The organism is Microbacterium wangyouchuni, from assembly GCF_054072595.1.
The window spans coordinates 491,699-507,424 of the sequence record NZ_JBSVRM010000002.1 but is presented as its reverse complement, the minus strand read 5'-3'; the positions used below and the strand labels follow the sequence as shown (position 1 = coordinate 507,424).

The following is a 15,726-nucleotide window of genomic DNA, read 5'->3' as shown; positions in this document are numbered from 1 at the left end:
AGTGTCACCACCAAATCAGCAAGAAGCGTTACCGATGTCCTGAGACACAACCGTCACCAATGTCCTGAGACATCACAACCCAAGTTTCATGCGGCAAGACGTTTCTCGTGGCCCGAGGATGAACGACGAAGGCCGCCCCACACCTGGGGCGGCCTTCGGAAGAAGTGCGATTGAACGCTGGTGCGTTATCGGCGCAGTCCAAGCTTCTCGATCAGCGCACGGTAACGTGCGATTTCGGTGTCCTGGAGATAGCCGAGCAGACGACGGCGCTGACCCACCATAAGGAACAGGCCACGACGCGAGTGGTGGTCGTGCTTGTGGTCCTTGAGGTGTTCGGTGAGGTCCTTGATGCGCTGCGTCAGCATTGCAACCTGCACCTCGGGGGATCCGGTGTCACCGGGGTGCGTCGCGTACTCTTCCATGATCGCCTTCTTAGCGTCAGATTCGAGTGCCATAGATGGGATCCCCTTTCAGTTCACTGCGCGGCGCCCGACGCCTGATGCGTGGGCTCTCTTTATCCGCGGCCGATCAAACGGCAACCTGTACAGCTTACCAGCCCGAAGAACACTCCCCCGACACCGGCGATCATTCCCGGATAGCCTCATCTGGTGCACAACGCCTTGATCGATCTGCGACCGTTTCGCGCAAGCGGCGCCTTTACCAGGATGTGGGCCGGGTCCACCCTTGCCGGGCTCGGCGGCCAGCTCACCCTCGTCACGATCATGCTGCACGTATTCGAGCTCACCGGAAGCACTTTCGCCGTCTCCATGGTCGCGGTGACCGGCCTTGTGCCGATGATCTTTGCGGGGCTGTACGGCGGAATGCTCGCCGACGCATTCGATCGCCGCCGCGTCGCACTGGTCGCAGCCACCATCACGTTCGCCTCCACGGTCCTGCTCGCAGCGTTGACCTGGACGGAACTGGAGACCATCTGGTGGCTGTACGCGCTCAGCGCCATCAACGCGGCAGCAAACTCCGTCGGTATGGCCACTCGGATGGCAATCATCCCGCGCCTGATTCCCCGCGAACTGCTGGCTTCAGCATCCGCACTCAACGGCATCACCATCGGTGTCATGGTGATGGCTGGTCCCGCGCTCGCTGGGGTTCTTGTCGCTACAACCGGCTACGGGTGGACGTACACAATCGACGTGGTTCTCATGCTCGCCATGTTCATGGGCCTGTGGACTCTGCCAGCATTGCGGCCGGAGGGCACGATCGTTCGACCGGGCCTTGCCTCTCTCGTCGACGGATGGCGATTCCTCCAGCGCGCCAAGAACATCCGGATGCAGTACATCCTCGACATCGTTGCGATGACGTTCGGCCAACCCCTCGCGCTGTTCCCCGCCCTCGGAACCCTTCTCCTGGGAGGCGGCCCCGTGACAACCGGCACGTTAACCGCTGCTGTTGCAGCCGGAACGTTCCTGTCGAGTCTGTTCTCCGGCCGCATCGTGCGGTACCGCTGGCACGGCCGCGGCATCCAGCGCGCGATTCAGGCCTACGGAGCTTCCATCCTCGCGTTCGGCGCGGTCCTGCTCATCGGAGTGTGGATGCCCGCGGCCAGTGAGACCACGGTCAACGTCGGGCTGCTCATCGCCGCGTGCATCGCGCTGGCAGCATCCGGCGCCTGCGATAACGTCAGTTCGATCTATCGCAGCACGATGATGCAATCGTCGGTTCCGGACAGCATCCGGGGCCGTCTTCAGGGCATCTTCATCATCGTCGTGGCTGGCGGGCCGCGCGTCGGTGCCCTGTACGCTGGCACGCTCGCAACGCTCACGAGCCTGTGGTTTCCGCCGCTGCTGGGCGGATTCATCGTGATCGTACTGGTGGCGATGCTCGTTCGCCTGGCGCCACGATTCCGCGACTACGACGCAGAGAACCCCGAGCCGTAAATCAGGCCCGGGGTTCTGAATCGTGATCAGTCCTGCTGCAGTGCGCCCTGAAGGTCGAGAGTGATGGTGACGTCCTTGCCGACGAGCACGCCACCCGTTTCAAGAGCGGCGTTCCAGGTCAGGCCGAACTCTTCGCGGTTGATCGTGGTCGTGGCGGATGCGCCGGCCTTGTAGTTGCCGTACGGGTCCTGACCGAAGCCGCCGAAGTCAAACGCGAAGCTGACCGGCCTGGTGACGTTGCGGATCGTCAGGTCACCGTCGATGAAGAAGTCGCCGTTATCGGCCCGGGCACCGGTGGAAACGAACTCCATCGTCGGGTAGGCATCGGTGTCGAAGAAGTCGGCTGAGCGGAGGTGACCATCACGCCCCTCGTCGTTGGTGTCAATCGAGGTGACATCCACGCTCGCGGTGACCTGAGCCTCAAGCGGGTTCTCCGGCGCAACCAGCGTTGCACTCTTCATGCCGAAGCTGCCGCGCACCTTCGAGATCATCATGTGCCGAACGCTGAAGGTGACCTCACTGTGCGAGGGGTCAAGGATCCAGGTGCCTGCGCGGTAGCCGGGGATGTCGATGCTGCTCATGTGGTTCTCCTCAAGAATCGGGTCCGTCTCGTGACGTTCACAAAGCGACAACTCCTATGCAGTCGCATATATTCCGAATCTCTCAAAAAAAGTAATGCCCCCGTCCGGCGAACCAGACGGGGGCATATCTCAGCGGGTGCGTCAGCCGACGGCAACCAGGTCGATGATGAAGATCAGTGTCTTGCCGGCGAGGAAGTGACCGGATCCGGCCGGGCCGTAGGCCAGGTGCGACGGAATGACCAGCTCGCGCCGTCCGCCGACCTTCATACCCGGGATACCGTCCTGCCAGCCCTGGATAAGACCGCGCAGAGGGAACTGGATCGTTTCGCCACGACCCCAGGACGAGTCGAATTCTTCACCGGAGTCGAACTCGACTCCGGCGTAATGGACGGTCACGGTATCGCCGGGCTTCGCCTCGGCACCATCCCCCTCGATCAGGTCACGGATTGCGAGCTCTGCCGGGGCGGGGCCGCTAGGGGCGTCAAACTCGGGCTTTGTGCGATCAGTCATGGTTCCATCAAACCGGAGCGCCCCTGCTCGGTCAACGCGAAGACACCAGCTGAGAGCGAACATCTGGCGACGCCACAGTGTCGAATCGGCGCCCCAGAGTCTCTTGACTTTCCTGAGGGCTCGGCGCATGCTGGTTTCAGATCAACTCAGCGCCCGGGAGACTCGCAGGCATCGCCGCAGCACCGGGCGTTGAGTGTTGCTCGGGGTCAAATTCTCACCCCGTCGATCTCTCAGTACTCCAGTAACGCGGCACGCGTCGCACGCATGCGCATCAGTAGCGCACGCTCATCGTCCGCGGCCAAGGCATCTCGCCCGGTCAGCGCACGCTGACGAACAGCCGCCAGCGCCGTGGAGTCTTTGATGAACCGCTTCATCAACGGACGTCGATCACCATTCAGCGAAGCCGCCCAGTGGAGTCCGACCTTGCGTCCGGCAGGTGTTGCCAGCATCGTCACCTCTTCGGGGGTGAACCAGCCCGCTGCGGCGTATTCGCCGAGTCGTTCCCGTGTCAGACGAGCCTCTTCCTTGCGCAGCGCGACGACAACCAGGATGAAGCCGATGAAAAGCGGTACCTGCAGCAGGATGTACAGCAGGAAGAAGTCTGCGTACATCGCCGAACCGTTCCAGAACGCGTGCAGAACCATGGCCCCGACGATCCCCAGAAGCCCCGCGCTCAGCACCGCCCCCGTCGACGCGTGCCGGCGCGCAGCAAGCCCCATCGCGAAACCGGTCAGAGCGGTGAACATCGCATGCGCGAACGGCGACATCAGCCCCCGCATCACGAACGACACTGTGAGATCCGCTCCACCGCCCTCGATCAGACTGATCGCGAAGTACTGAATGTTCTCGGTGAAGGCGAATCCACCGCCGACCAGCGCCCCGTACACGACACCGTCCACCGGACCGTCGAAAGCCCGCCTGCCGATCACGAACACGAGGAAGACCCCGAGGCCCTTGGCGAGCTCCTCAACAATCGGCGCCTGCACCACCGCAGAGAATCCTGCGGAGTTCAGCCCGAGCAACAGGGTGATACCGATATCGACGAGCAGTGTGATGCCGACGGCCGCGATCGCACCCCAGGCGATGGAAAAGGCGATGAGCGACTTCGGCTCCGGTTCCCACCGATCGATGATGCGAACGCCGAGAAATACGATGGTGAGCGGAATGACAGCGAGGATGAGGCCGACTCCGGATGCCGCCGCCCCCAGCGCCCACACGAAGTAGCCGACCAGCACCACCAGCACGAAGCCGAGCACGCCGAACAACCAGATCGAAACGCTGCGCCCGTGCTTGGTCGGCACAGGCAGCTCTGGCAGCGCCGGTGCTGCCGGTGCCACCGGGGCCGGCGGCGCGTATGCTGTGGGCTGCGCAAGTGCGGAGGCATACGGCGATTGCTGAGCCGGCGGTGTGTACTGCGGCTGTGCCGGTCCTCCGAATGTCATAGCAAAAGCCTAAGGGAACTGTTCAGCCCTGCCCGCATCGCTGACCGGTAGCGTAGTGACCATGCGCTTCGCCCATCTGCGTCGTTCCGACAGCACCGACGTCCAACTCGCAGTCGTTGAGGACTCCGAGGCCATTCTGGTCGCCGATCTTCTCTCCTCCGCCCCTCGCACACTGCAGGAGCTCATCGAGGGCGGAAATGACCTGCTGAGCGAACTTCGCGCAGCGCTCGGCCGCGGCAGCGCCCCACGTCATCCACTCGCCGAGCATTCTTTCGCATCCGCCGTGCTGAATCCGCCCGTGGTGATTGCAATCGGACTGAACTACGCCGCGCACTCCAGCGAACTCGGCTTGAAGACAGACACCGCGCCGACGGTGTTCACGCTGTGGCCGAACTCGCTCACCGGGCACGACGCCACCACCCAGTGGCCACGCAGCCTGAGCGAATCCATCGACTACGAGGCCGAACTCGGCGTGCTGATCGGTCGGCCTGCCAAGAACGTCGACCAGGCAGACGCGCTCGATCATGTCTGGGGGTACACAGTCGTAAACGACATCACCGCCCGTGACATCCAATTTGCCGAGGCCCAGTGGTCGCGATGCAAGTCATTCGACGGCTTCACCCCGACCGGCCCGTACGCCGTGACCGCGGATGAGGTCCCTGACCCGCAGAAGCTGCACATCTGGACAGTTGTGGACGGACACACCGTGCAGGACGCGTCGACCGGGCAGATGGTGCGCTCCGTCGCTGCGCTCATCGCGCACCTGTCACAGTCGATCACGCTGCTGCCGGGGGCACTCATCTCAACCGGCAGCCCCGGGGGCGCCGGATACTCGCGCAATCCGCAGATCTTCCTGCGTGATCGTTCCACTGTCACCGTCGGCATCGACGGCATCGGCGAGCTGACGACGCACTGCCGCATCACCGACTGAGCGGTCCGGTTCCGGACGGAATCGCCCGGAACCGAGCCGGCTTCAGATCTGGATCATGTCCTCGGGCAGGACGATCGGGATCGCCGAGGTCACAGCCTCAAGACCAGAAAGACGTGCCGGCGACAGCTGCTTGGTAACCTCTTCACGCGACATCAGCTCAGCCTCGACCACGAGGTCGGCAACGTTGCGGTTCGTCAGCAGGGCGGTCTTGGCCAAAGCGGCCGCTGCCGCGTAGCCGATGAACGGGGTCAGCGCGGTGATGACTCCGACCGATGCTCCGACCATGGCTCCCAGACGGTCTTCGTTCGCCGTGATTCCATCGACGCAATTGACGCGGAGCGTCCACATGGCTTGGCGCATCCAGGTGATCGATTGGAAGATCGAGTGCGCGATTACGGGCTCGAAGGCATTGAGCTGCAGCTGACCGGCCTCCACCGCCATCGTGACGGTCATATCGGCACCGACCACGGCGAAAGCGACCTGGTTGACCGCTTCCGGGATCACCGGGTTCACCTTCGCTGGCATGATGCTGGATCCGGCCTGCTTGGCGGGGAGATTGATCTCTCCCAGGCCGGCCTGCGGGCCGGAAGACAGAAGTCGCAGGTCGTTGCAGATTTTGGAGAGCTTGATCGCATTGCGCTTGAGCGACGATGAGAACGACATGAATGCGCCTGTGTCGCTCGTGGACTCCACGAGATCCGTGGCAGTGGACAGGTCCAATCCGGAGATCTCACGGAGGTGCTTGAGCACGGCCGGTGCGTAGCCCGCATGCGTGGTGATCCCGGTACCGATCGCCGTCGCACCCATGTTGATCTCGAACATGAGCTTTGCGTTCTCGGCGAGGCGTTCCTGGTCCTCCCCCAGTGTGGTGGCGAAGCCGTGGAACTCCTGACCCAGCGTCATCGGCACAGCATCCTGCAGCTGCGTGCGACCGACCTTGAGCACATTGTGGAACTCGCCCGCTTTCCCGAGGAAAGAACGCCGAAGAAGGTCGAGCTCTTCCAGGAGCGAGCGAAGGTTCAGCGATAGGCCGATCTTGATCGCCGTCGGATAGACATCGTTCGTGGACTGGCTGCGGTTGGTGTGATCGATCGGTCCGAGGAACGCGTAGTCGCCCTTGTCGCGCCCCGCCATCTCGAGCGCGATGTTGGTGATGACCTCATTGGCGTTCATGTTCGTCGAGGTGCCGGCCCCGCCCTGAATCACACCGACCGTGAACTGATCGTGGAACTCTCCGTCGATCACCCGTTGCGCTGCGGCGTCGATGAGACCGGCCCGCTCGGCGTCGAGAACACCGATCTCCTTATTCGCTCTGGCACTGGCCTGCTTGACCATCGCGAGGCCTCGCACCAGATCCGGATACACCGAGATCGGTCGCTTGGCGATCGGGAAGTTCGCGTCAGCCCGGGCGGTATGGATGCCCCAGTAAACCTCGGCGGGAATCTCCATGCTTCCGAGAGAGTCAGTCTCGGTGCGGGTTGCGGTCGGCGCGGCAGAAGCCATGTCACATCCTTGTGGGTCGTGGCGGATAGATCGGGATGTTCCCAGTCTATGCATCCCGGAGCGATCCGACCCAGGTGCGACTCAGTGTCCGATGACGATGATGAGGATGCCAGCGATCACAGCGGCTGCGCAGATGGCGAAGCACGCGTAAGCCCCGTACAGGGAAAGCCGTTTCTGCGCTTCGGTCAACGGATTCTTTTTCGCCGCCTTCGCAGCCTGCTTGGCAGCCCGCCTGGCTTCTTTCTCAGAGATCACGGTGATGGCATCGGTGAACTCGACAGGTGTCACCACCGGGGCACGTCCTGATCGAACCAGCAGCCGGAGCCCGAAGGCGTAAAAGGTGACGACGGCCGCCGCGCCGACCAGAGCAGCCGCGAAGACCTGCAGGAATGCGAGCCAGTTGATCATGACGTTCATTCGGCTGCCTCAGCCTTCGTGCTCGTTTCAGGCGTTGTCGCCGAGTTCGCAGCTTTGGACTTCTTCTTGCGCTTGGCCTTGGCCTCGGCCCGGGCCTTGTCCTTAGCCTCAGCTCGAGCCTTCGCCTCAGCCTTGGCCTGCGCCACCCGCTGCTGTCGACGCGTGGGGGGCGGCGAATCCGGAAGCTCGATCGCGTGACCGGACTCGGCCACATCGCTCATGGCGTTCTCAGACGTCACGGCGTTGCGACGCGAGCGCAGGTAGAGCCCGATGATGATCACCAGCGCGAGCACGGCGTCAATGGCCACGCCCCAGTTGCCGAGCCAAACGACCAGCAGCGCGGCAAGTCCGCCAACCGCCGCTGCGGCGGGAAGCGTCAGTAGCCAACCGATCGCAATGCGTCCCGCGGTCCGCCAGCGAACCGTCGAGCCACGCCGGCCCAGGCCAGAGCCGATGACAGAGCCCGAAGCGACCTGAGTGGTGGAAAGTGCGAAGCCCAGAGCGCTGGAGGCGAGAATCGTCGCTGCGGTCGAGCTCTCTGCGGCAAAGCCCTGAGCAGGCTTCACATCGGTGAGTCCCTTGCCGAGCGTGCGAATGATGCGCCAACCGCCCAGGTAGGTACCGAGGGCGATCGTGACAGCACAGGCGATGATCACCCAGAGATACGGATCGGCGTGGTCGGAACTCTGCCAGCCGACGGTGATGAGTGCGAGGGTGATAACACCCATTGTCTTCTGCGCATCGTTGGTGCCGTGCGCAAGCGCGACCAGGGATGATGTGAAGATCTGTCCCCAGCGGAATCCGTCGCGACCGTCAGGCTTGCCGTCGTAGCGGCGTGTGATCGAATAGGCGAGTTTCGTCGCGAGAAGCGCGATGATTCCCGCAGTCAGCGGTGCGATCAGTGCCGGAAGCACGATCTTCGACAGCACCATCCCGAAATCGATCCCACCGAAGCCGACGCCCACAAGTGTGGCACCGATCAGACCGCCGAACAGGGCGTGCGAGGAGCTGGAGGGCAGGCCCAGCAACCAGGTGAGCATGTTCCACGTGATCGCACCGATCAGGCCGGCGAAGATCACCGAGAGGAACAGCTCGGCACCAGAATCCAGGATGGCGCTCTCGTTAATGATGCCGTGCGAGACGGTCTTTGAGACCTCTGTGGAGAGGAAAGCGCCGATCAGGTTGAGGACCGCTGCCAGGAGCACTGCGGTCTTGGGCTTGAGAGCACCGGTCGCGATGGGGGTCGCCATCGCATTCGCGGTGTCATGAAAGCCGTTAGTGAAGTCGAAGAAGAGCGCCAGTACGATGACCAGCACGACAATGAGGACTGCGGTTTCCACCGTTTACTTTCGGGTTTGACGAGGAAGGGAACTGCCGACGAGATCGACGTGGTGAACGAAGAGTTCACCGTGGGTTTGTGTTCCGTTAACCGGCCCCGGTAAATCCTCGCACCCTCGTTGGTATCGGTCAACTCGACACCGACTAGCGTGGGATGGTGACCAACGCTCCAATCGCCGCCCGCCGCGCCCATATCCGCACCCATCACGGGGATCAGTTCGAGGATCCGTACGAGTGGCTGCGGGAGAAGGACTCCCCCGAAGTCATCGCGCATATCGAGGCCGAGAACGCCCACACGGATGAACAGACCGCGCATCTCGCTCCCCTGCGCGAGACGCTGTTCCAAGAGATCAAGGCCCGGGTCTTGGAGACAGACCTGTCTGTTCCAACCCGCCGCGGCGACTGGTGGTATTACGGTCGTACGGAAGAGGGTTCGCAGTACGGCATCCAGTGCCGCGCTGCGGCGACCGCCGACGATTGGACTCCCCCGAACCTCGCCCCCGGCGTGGCGGTCCCGGGCGAGCAGATCCTGTTGGACAGCAATGTCGAGGCATCCGGTCACGACTTCTTCTCGCTGGGATCGTTCGCGGTTTCGGATGACGCCACAAAATTGCTCTGGTCGACCGACTTCACCGGTGATGAGCGCTACACAGTGCACGTGCGCGATCTCAGCACCGGCACGGTGCTTTCGGATGAGATCCCGAACACCGGTGGCGCGTTCTTCACCCCGGATGGCACCGGAATTCTGTACACCACGCTGGATGATTCCTGGCGTCCGGACACGCTGTGGCTGCACCGGCTCGGAACGGCGACCGATTCGGATGTGCAGCTGTTCCATGAGCCCGACGAGCGGTTCTGGTTGGGCGCGGGAATCACTCGCAGCCGCCGGTACCTGGTGATCGGCGTCGGCTCCAGTATCACCAGCGAGGAGTATCTGGTCGACCTCGAGGGCGAGATCACCGCCCAGCCGCGGCTCGTCTGGGCACGCAACGAGGGCGTCGAGTATTCGATCGATCACGCGATCATCGACGGTGAAGACAGGCTGTTCATCCTCCACAATCAGGATGCCCTCGATTTCGAGCTCGTCTCGGTGGCGGCATCCGATCCGCAAGGAGAGCGACGCGTCGTCATCGCGCATCAGCCGGGCCGGCGCTTGCTGGGGATGGATGCTTTCCGTGACTTCGCGACCGTCGAATACCGCCGTGATGGCCTCGAGCAGGTCGGTCTGCTCGACTATGCCACGGATGCGGTCGAGGAGCTGGCCTTCGAAGAACCGCTGTACTCGGCCGGCGTCGGCGGCAACCCGGAGTGGCACGCACCATTCCTGCGCCTGGGATACACCTCGTTCGTCACGCCGGGCACGGTGTACGACCTGGATCTGACAACGCGCGACCTGCTGCTGCGCAAGCGTCAGCCCGTGCTGGGGGGCTATGACCCTGCGCACTACGACCAGGCTCGCGCGTGGGCTACGGCTTCGGACGGCACCCGAGTGCCGATCTCGATGGTGTGGAAGCGCTCATTCGGGAAGCCGGGCGACGAGCCTCGGGCCGTGCACCTGTACGGATACGGCTCATACGAGCACTCCATCGACCCCGGTTTCTCGGTGGCACGTCTTTCTGAACTCGACCGCGGGATCATCTTCGCTGTTGCGCATGTGCGCGGTGGCGGCGAGATGGGGCGCGGCTGGTACGAAGACGGCAAGATGCTGAACAAGCGCAACACCTTCACCGACTTCGTGGCATGCGCCGAGCATCTGATCGATGCCGGAGTGACTACCGCAAACAAGATGGTGGCCGAGGGCGGGAGCGCCGGTGGCCTCCTGATGGGCGCAGTGGCGAATCTTGCACCGTCGAGCTTCGCCGGGATTCTGGCATCCGTTCCCTTCGTCGACCCGCTGACATCAATCCTCGATCCGGAGCTGCCGCTCACCGTGATCGAGTGGGACGAATGGGGCAATCCGCTCCACAACGCCGACGTCTACGAGTACATGAAGTCGTACTCACCGTACGAGAACGTCCGCGACGGTGCCCCCTACCCGCGCATCCTCGCGATGACCTCGTTGAACGACACCCGCGTGCTGTACGTGGAGCCGGCCAAATGGGTGCAGCGGCTGCGGGAGGCCGGGGCATCCGACGTGCTGATGAAGTGCGAGATGGTCGCGGGCCACGGCGGAGTCAGCGGTCGCTACAACTCGTGGAAGGAACGCGCCTTCGAACTTGCTTGGCTGCTCGACACCCTCGGCGTCAGCTGAGTCGCCGCGGCGCGGCGCACGTTACACAAGTCGTCGGTGCGCGCTACGGAAGCCCGCACCTTCTGAGACGTGCGTCTTGGTCGCGTCACAGAAGGTGCGGGCACGTGCCGCAACACTCACCTCTTCTGTGACATCCACCCGCGGGAACGACATCTTCTGCACCGTCACTCAATCGCTCGAACAGTCCACAGAACGTGGAATTCTTGTGATGGAGCGTGCAGTGATTGCGGTGTGCTGATGCGATGAACAGGCGTGCTCCGCTCCCAGACCGACTTCAGAATCGGGCGTTCTCCACCGCGGATGCTCGATCCGAGGGAGTGTCCGCCTCACGACTGCGTGCGCAGGATCTCAGCACGCCTACTCGCGGTGTCCGCACGGCCCTGATCATAAAGCCGCCGGTTGCGGATGCCGAGACCACCGCGCAGCGATTGCAACGGCTCGACACGGAGATGCTCGAACGTGCAGGAAAGTTCGCTCTCGCGCTGACTCCCGATCAGTTCTTCAGCCATGAGACCGGGCTCGGTCTTATCAGCGTGCCGCTCCCCTATACAAGAGCCGAGGAACGCTCGCTCCATGTGTCAGCGCGGCGACCGGCCGGGCAACCGCGGCGACATGGCGTGATCGGGCACCGACTGCAACAGCGCGCGCCGAATCGGTGGATGGTCGATGACGTGCCCATCGAGCATCCGGCCCGGATGTGGCGCCAAGCGGCAATGAACTGGTCCGTCGACGACGTCATCGTCGCCGCAGACAACTTAATTCTGCCGCGCCGACGTCTTCTGAGCATCCACGATCTGCGCCAGGAGATCGCTGAAGCCGGCGATCTGCCTGGCGGCAGGCTTGCGCGGGCGCTCGATGCCGCCCGTGCAGGCGCAGAAACCGCGGAGGAGACCCGCCTACGGCTTCTTCTCATGCGGGCTGGATTGCCCGAACCGGAGTTGAATCTGGACATTTTCGACGCCGGGAGGTTCGTCGCTCGCCTGGATCTCGCATTTCCTCGCTACCGCGTGGCAGTGGAGCATGATGGCCGCGTTCATGCAGAGAACAACGCGCAATTCGCGAAGGATGCAGACCGCTGGGACGCGATCCGTGCATCAGGATGGGATCATGTACGCGTGCTGAGTCACCATATGCGCCCGGATCCTCAGATCGCGATAGACAAGGCCGCACGCGCCCTGTTCAACGCCGGCTGGCGCCCCGGCCGGGCATAGCCCCGTCACAGAAGTTGCGTGTGCAACGCCTCAACACCCGCAGCTTGTGTCACGCACGCAGCTGCCGCGTCACAGAAGATGTGCGTGGATGAGCGCTGCGCCCGCAGCAACTGTGACACGATCAACCGAACAGGGCGGCCGCTTCGTCGTAGCGGTACTGAGGCACGGTGTTCAGCTCGCCCAGCGCCTCTTCGAACGGCACCCGCACGATGTCGGTGCCCTTCATGGCGACCATCTGTCCCCAGGCACCGTCGACGATCGCATCCGCCGCATGCAAGCCCAGACGTGTCGCCAGGACGCGGTCGAAACCGGATGGCGACCCGCCGCGCTGGATGTGACCGAGGATCGTCGCGCGGGTTTCGATGCCGGTGATGCGCTCGATCTCGGGGGCAAGCTGGTCTCCGATGCCGCCCAGGCGCGGACGGTTGAAGGCGTCCATTCCCTTGTCGCTGAAAGCCTCGTCCATTCCTTTGAGCGTGAAGCCCTCCGAAACGACAACGAGCGGAGCCCGTCCACGATCATGAGCGCTGCTGACGAGTGCCGCGATCTCGTCGATCGACATCGGCACCTCAGGAATGCAGATGACGTGCGCACCGGCCGCCATTCCGGCGTGCAGCGCGATCCAACCGACGTGGCGACCCATGACCTCTGCGACCATACAGCGCTGGTGCGAATCCCCGGTCGTGCGCAGGCGATCCATCGCATCGGTGGCGATGTTCACCGCGGTGTCGAAGCCGAACGAGTAGTCCGTGGCGCGCAGGTCGTTGTCGATGGTCTTGGGAACGCCCAGGACGTTGATACCGTCCTTCGACAGGCGATCGGCTGCGGCCAGGGTTCCCTCGCCGCCGATCGCGATGATGCCGTCGATCTTGTGGCCGTACAGCGTCTTGGCGATGTTCTCTGCCCCGCCGCGGTCACCCTCGTAAGGGTTGGTGCGGCTGGTGCCCAGAATCGTCCCACCAACTTTGGACAAGCCTTTTACCTCATGCCGGGTGAGCGGCATGAAATCGCCTTCGACGACGCCGCGCCATCCATCCCGGATACCGACGAACTCGAGGTCGTAACTGGTGGTGCCCTTCAGCACGACGCCGCGGATGACCGCGTTGAGTCCGGGGCAGTCGCCGCCGCTGGTGAGAATACCGATCTTCATGCTGATGCCTTCAGAGGTTTCGGGAGTGGGACGGGCACCATTGCCTACTCTCGACCCTAGTGGGCATCACGGTCCGGCACCATTCCGAGCGTGATGAGAATCGCAGATCTTGAGCGACGATATCCGCTGATTAACAGTTCTTCCACACATGCGCAGAAAAATCGCAGAAACCGTTGCAAGAAACATGATTCTTGCGCACCGTCGAGGCTATGCCGCGAGGGCCTCCCTGAGCAGGTGCATGAGCGCTGCCAGCTGTACCGGCTCGCTTGCCGCCACATCGATTGCTTCGCCGTCCAGCGCTCGTGCTGCGAGCCCCTGCTTCTGATCGATCAGCTCGGCGATCTTCGTGTCGATCGTGTGCGCGGCGATGATGCGCCATGCGGTGACCGGCTCGTCCTGGCCGATGCGGTGCACCCGGTCGATTGCCTGTGTCTGCTCGGCCGAGGTCCAACTCAGCTCCGCGAGCACCACGTTCGATGCGGCCTGCAGATTCAGCCCGACGCCAGCCGCGGTGAGCGAACACACCGCAATGCCAACGCTCTCATCGCCGTTGAAGTCGTCGATCGCCTGCTGACGCGTCGACGTCGTCTGATCTCCACGGATCGAGACATAGCGGATGCCGGATGCGGCAAAGTGCGCCTCAGCCCGGTCCATAACATCGATGTGCTTGGCGAAGAACACGACTTTGCCCACCGAGCGCTGCAGCTGCGCAGCGTAGTCGGCGGCGAGCATCGCCTTGGCCTGGCCGATCTTGCGAACCATCGTGAAGACGTTGTCTCCACCGGTACCGGCAGCCTGGGAATCCTCGAGCTCGCCCTGTGCGACCAGACGGACGATGTCCTCGTCGATCTCTCCCGGCGACAGGCTCTGGGAACGATCTCCACGCGCCTCGATGATGCGCCGGTACTTGGCAGCCAGTCGCTCCCCCAGCTCACGCTCGGCCTGGCGAATGCTGCGACCGAACTCGTCGTCGAGCTGCACAGGCAGATCCGCGATGAGCTTGTCTGGCAGGTCGGCTGCGACATCCTTCTTCTTCCGCCGCACGATGCCCATCGAAATGACGGCATCCCGGGCTTCCGGATAGAACGCTTTGTCCGCCGGGGTGTGCCCCGTGTCATCCAGCTTGCTCATCAGCTCGGGTCCGGGCTTGTCTCCCGTGGTCCAACCGAGGAAGCGCCAGATAGCGTCGAAGTCTTCGACATCGTTGATCAGCGGCGTACCCGTGAGTGCCATCATCAGCGGGTCGCGCGTGCGCTCGCGCACACGCGTCGCCAGCGACAATACGTTTTGAGAACGCTGCGACGAGAGGTTCTTGATGAAATGCGCCTCATCGACAACCATGCCCTGAAGCCCGATCGAGCCCAGCCACGCCAAATGTCGATCGAGGATCTCGTAGTTCACGATGAACACATCGGCGAAGGCATCGATGTCAGTGCCGTCGCCCTGGATCACTGTCGCCCGGCGTTGCGGTGTCCACCGCTCCACCTCGCGCGCCCAGTTCATCTTCACAACGTTCGGGACGACCACCAGCAGCGGGTAAGCATTCGCGATGGATGCCGCGAGCACAGACTGCGCGGTCTTTCCAAGCCCCGGCTCATCGGCGAGCAGGAAGCTGCGGTGGCCGGCGCGGACGGATTCCAGGAATCGCGACTGGTGCACCATCACCTCGAGCCCCTTGGGCGAGATGTGGTCGTACTCCGGTACGGGCGGAAGCTCCATCGTCGCTGCCGATCCACCGGCACCCGTTTCGAATGCCTTGTAGAGCGGTCCCATGAGCTCCCAGCCATCCAGCCGGCGGCGGACGGTCGTGGTGCTGCGGGGGGTCAGATCCGGCGCGAGGAACGGGTTGGCGAGTTGCCGGGACTCGACAGCCTCCGGGATCACCTGCCGCTCGGCCAGAGCTGCCGGAACAACCGGAGCCTGCACGGGGGCGGCATCGGTGATGATCAACTCTTCCGGAGCAAGTTCGGCACCGGATTCCAGCAACCAGTCACGGCGCATCCGCTTGGCGACGGGGCTGGTGGCCTGGTCAGCTTCCAGCAGTTGGATCAACGAGGTGTCCCGAGCGGCGGTCTTCGCCAGAATCGTCGCCACGCCATCAAGTCGCTTGAGCAGCTCTGCACGTGCCGAGTCGCTGAATGCGGCATCGGTCTTCACGCGCGCACGTTCCTCGCGCACCAGGAATGCGATGACCTGGAACTTCACCCGATTGGTGGGTCCGAGCTTGCCTCGCTGAGCCTTGGCTTCGATCTCGCGCACCTTGCGCGCGAGAATCGGGATCAGCGGAGCCTCGTCGAGTTTGCGAGACGTCTTCTTGCGCCGTGTTGCGGCGGTTGCCGTAGTCGGCATGCTCCTCCTGAGCGTGAAAAACCGAATCATCGTTCGAGACGATCCGTGCCTAGTCCGCGTGTGGCGTGAGCCAGGACCGTGCGGATGCTGTCTGGTCCGTATCGGGGCGCTGTGAGCGCTCGACCGAAGAGGACCTGGCTTTAGTTTACGC

The 15,726-nt window shown here is 63.3% G+C and carries 13 protein-coding genes; 4 read left to right on the top strand and 9 right to left on the bottom strand.

Annotated elements, in window-relative coordinates; all coding sequences use genetic code 11:
• Positions 1-185: 185 nt before the first annotated feature.
• On the bottom strand, positions 186-455 hold the full coding sequence (gene rpsO, locus ACW5CM_RS05115) for a 30S ribosomal protein S15 (protein ID WP_439254758.1): 270 nt from the start codon (positions 453-455) through the stop codon (positions 186-188).
• A 210-nt stretch (positions 456-665) separates the two neighbouring features.
• Here rpsO and ACW5CM_RS05110 point away from each other — a divergent pair, with 210 nt between their 5' ends.
• On the top strand, positions 666-1,892 hold the full coding sequence (locus ACW5CM_RS05110) for an MFS transporter (RefSeq protein ID WP_439255041.1): 1,227 nt from the start codon (positions 666-668) through the stop codon (positions 1,890-1,892).
• 26 nt (positions 1,893-1,918) lie between these two features.
• Here ACW5CM_RS05110 and ACW5CM_RS05105 read toward each other — a convergent pair whose 3' ends face one another.
• From ACW5CM_RS05105 to ACW5CM_RS05095, 3 genes are all read right to left on the bottom strand, one after another.
• Entirely contained in the window at positions 1,919-2,473 is a 555-nt protein-coding gene (locus ACW5CM_RS05105; RefSeq protein WP_438253683.1) for a YceI family protein, read from the bottom strand.
• Between the two features lie 141 nt (positions 2,474-2,614).
• Positions 2,615-2,983 carry an FKBP-type peptidyl-prolyl cis-trans isomerase gene (locus ACW5CM_RS05100; protein WP_438253682.1) on the bottom strand — a complete coding sequence of 123 codons (369 nt, stop codon included), beginning with the start codon at positions 2,981-2,983 and terminating at the stop codon, positions 2,615-2,617.
• Positions 2,984-3,213: 230 nt separating this feature from the next.
• Entirely contained in the window at positions 3,214-4,425 is a 1,212-nt protein-coding gene (locus ACW5CM_RS05095) for a PrsW family intramembrane metalloprotease (protein ID WP_438253681.1), read from the bottom strand.
• A gap of 61 nt (positions 4,426-4,486) precedes the next feature.
• On the opposite strand from ACW5CM_RS05095, the gene ACW5CM_RS05090 reads away from it, so the two are divergent.
• The gene (locus ACW5CM_RS05090) at positions 4,487-5,356 is read left to right on the top strand and encodes a fumarylacetoacetate hydrolase family protein (RefSeq protein WP_457124350.1); all 870 of its coding nucleotides are present in this window, start codon (positions 4,487-4,489) and stop codon (positions 5,354-5,356) included.
• 42 nt (positions 5,357-5,398) lie between these two features.
• Here the strand turns inward: ACW5CM_RS05090 and ACW5CM_RS05085 are convergent, their stop codons facing one another.
• From ACW5CM_RS05085 to ACW5CM_RS05075, 3 genes are all read right to left on the bottom strand, one after another.
• Complete coding sequence (locus ACW5CM_RS05085; protein ID WP_457124349.1) at positions 5,399-6,859, bottom strand: aspartate ammonia-lyase; 1,461 nt, start codon at positions 6,857-6,859, stop codon at positions 5,399-5,401.
• Positions 6,860-6,940: 81 nt separating this feature from the next.
• Positions 6,941-7,276, bottom strand: a complete 336-nt coding sequence (locus tag ACW5CM_RS05080; RefSeq protein ID WP_457124348.1) for a peptidase — start codon at positions 7,274-7,276, stop codon at positions 6,941-6,943.
• Complete coding sequence (locus ACW5CM_RS05075; RefSeq protein WP_457124347.1) at positions 7,273-8,616, bottom strand: inorganic phosphate transporter; 1,344 nt, start codon at positions 8,614-8,616, stop codon at positions 7,273-7,275. The genes ACW5CM_RS05080 and ACW5CM_RS05075 overlap by 4 nt, the downstream gene beginning before the upstream one ends.
• A 152-nt stretch (positions 8,617-8,768) precedes the next feature.
• Between ACW5CM_RS05075 and ACW5CM_RS05070 the strand changes: the two genes are divergently transcribed.
• Together ACW5CM_RS05070 and ACW5CM_RS05065 are read left to right on the top strand one after the other, a co-directional pair.
• A complete protein-coding gene (locus ACW5CM_RS05070; protein ID WP_457124346.1) occupies positions 8,769-10,865 on the top strand; it encodes a S9 family peptidase in 2,097 nt (698 codons plus the stop codon).
• 242 nt (positions 10,866-11,107) lie between these two features.
• On the top strand, positions 11,108-12,076 hold the full coding sequence (locus ACW5CM_RS05065; protein WP_438253675.1) for a putative endonuclease domain-containing protein: 969 nt from the start codon (positions 11,108-11,110) through the stop codon (positions 12,074-12,076).
• A 121-nt stretch (positions 12,077-12,197) separates the two neighbouring features.
• Here the strand turns inward: ACW5CM_RS05065 and ACW5CM_RS05060 are convergent, their stop codons facing one another.
• Complete coding sequence (locus ACW5CM_RS05060) at positions 12,198-13,226, bottom strand: 6-phosphofructokinase (RefSeq protein WP_438253674.1); 1,029 nt, start codon at positions 13,224-13,226, stop codon at positions 12,198-12,200.
• A gap of 207 nt (positions 13,227-13,433) precedes the next feature.
• Positions 13,434-15,575 (bottom strand): DEAD/DEAH box helicase, encoded by a 2,142-nt coding sequence (locus ACW5CM_RS05055; RefSeq protein WP_438253673.1) that lies wholly within the window; start codon positions 15,573-15,575, stop codon positions 13,434-13,436.
• Between the last annotated feature and the right edge of the window lie 151 nt (positions 15,576-15,726).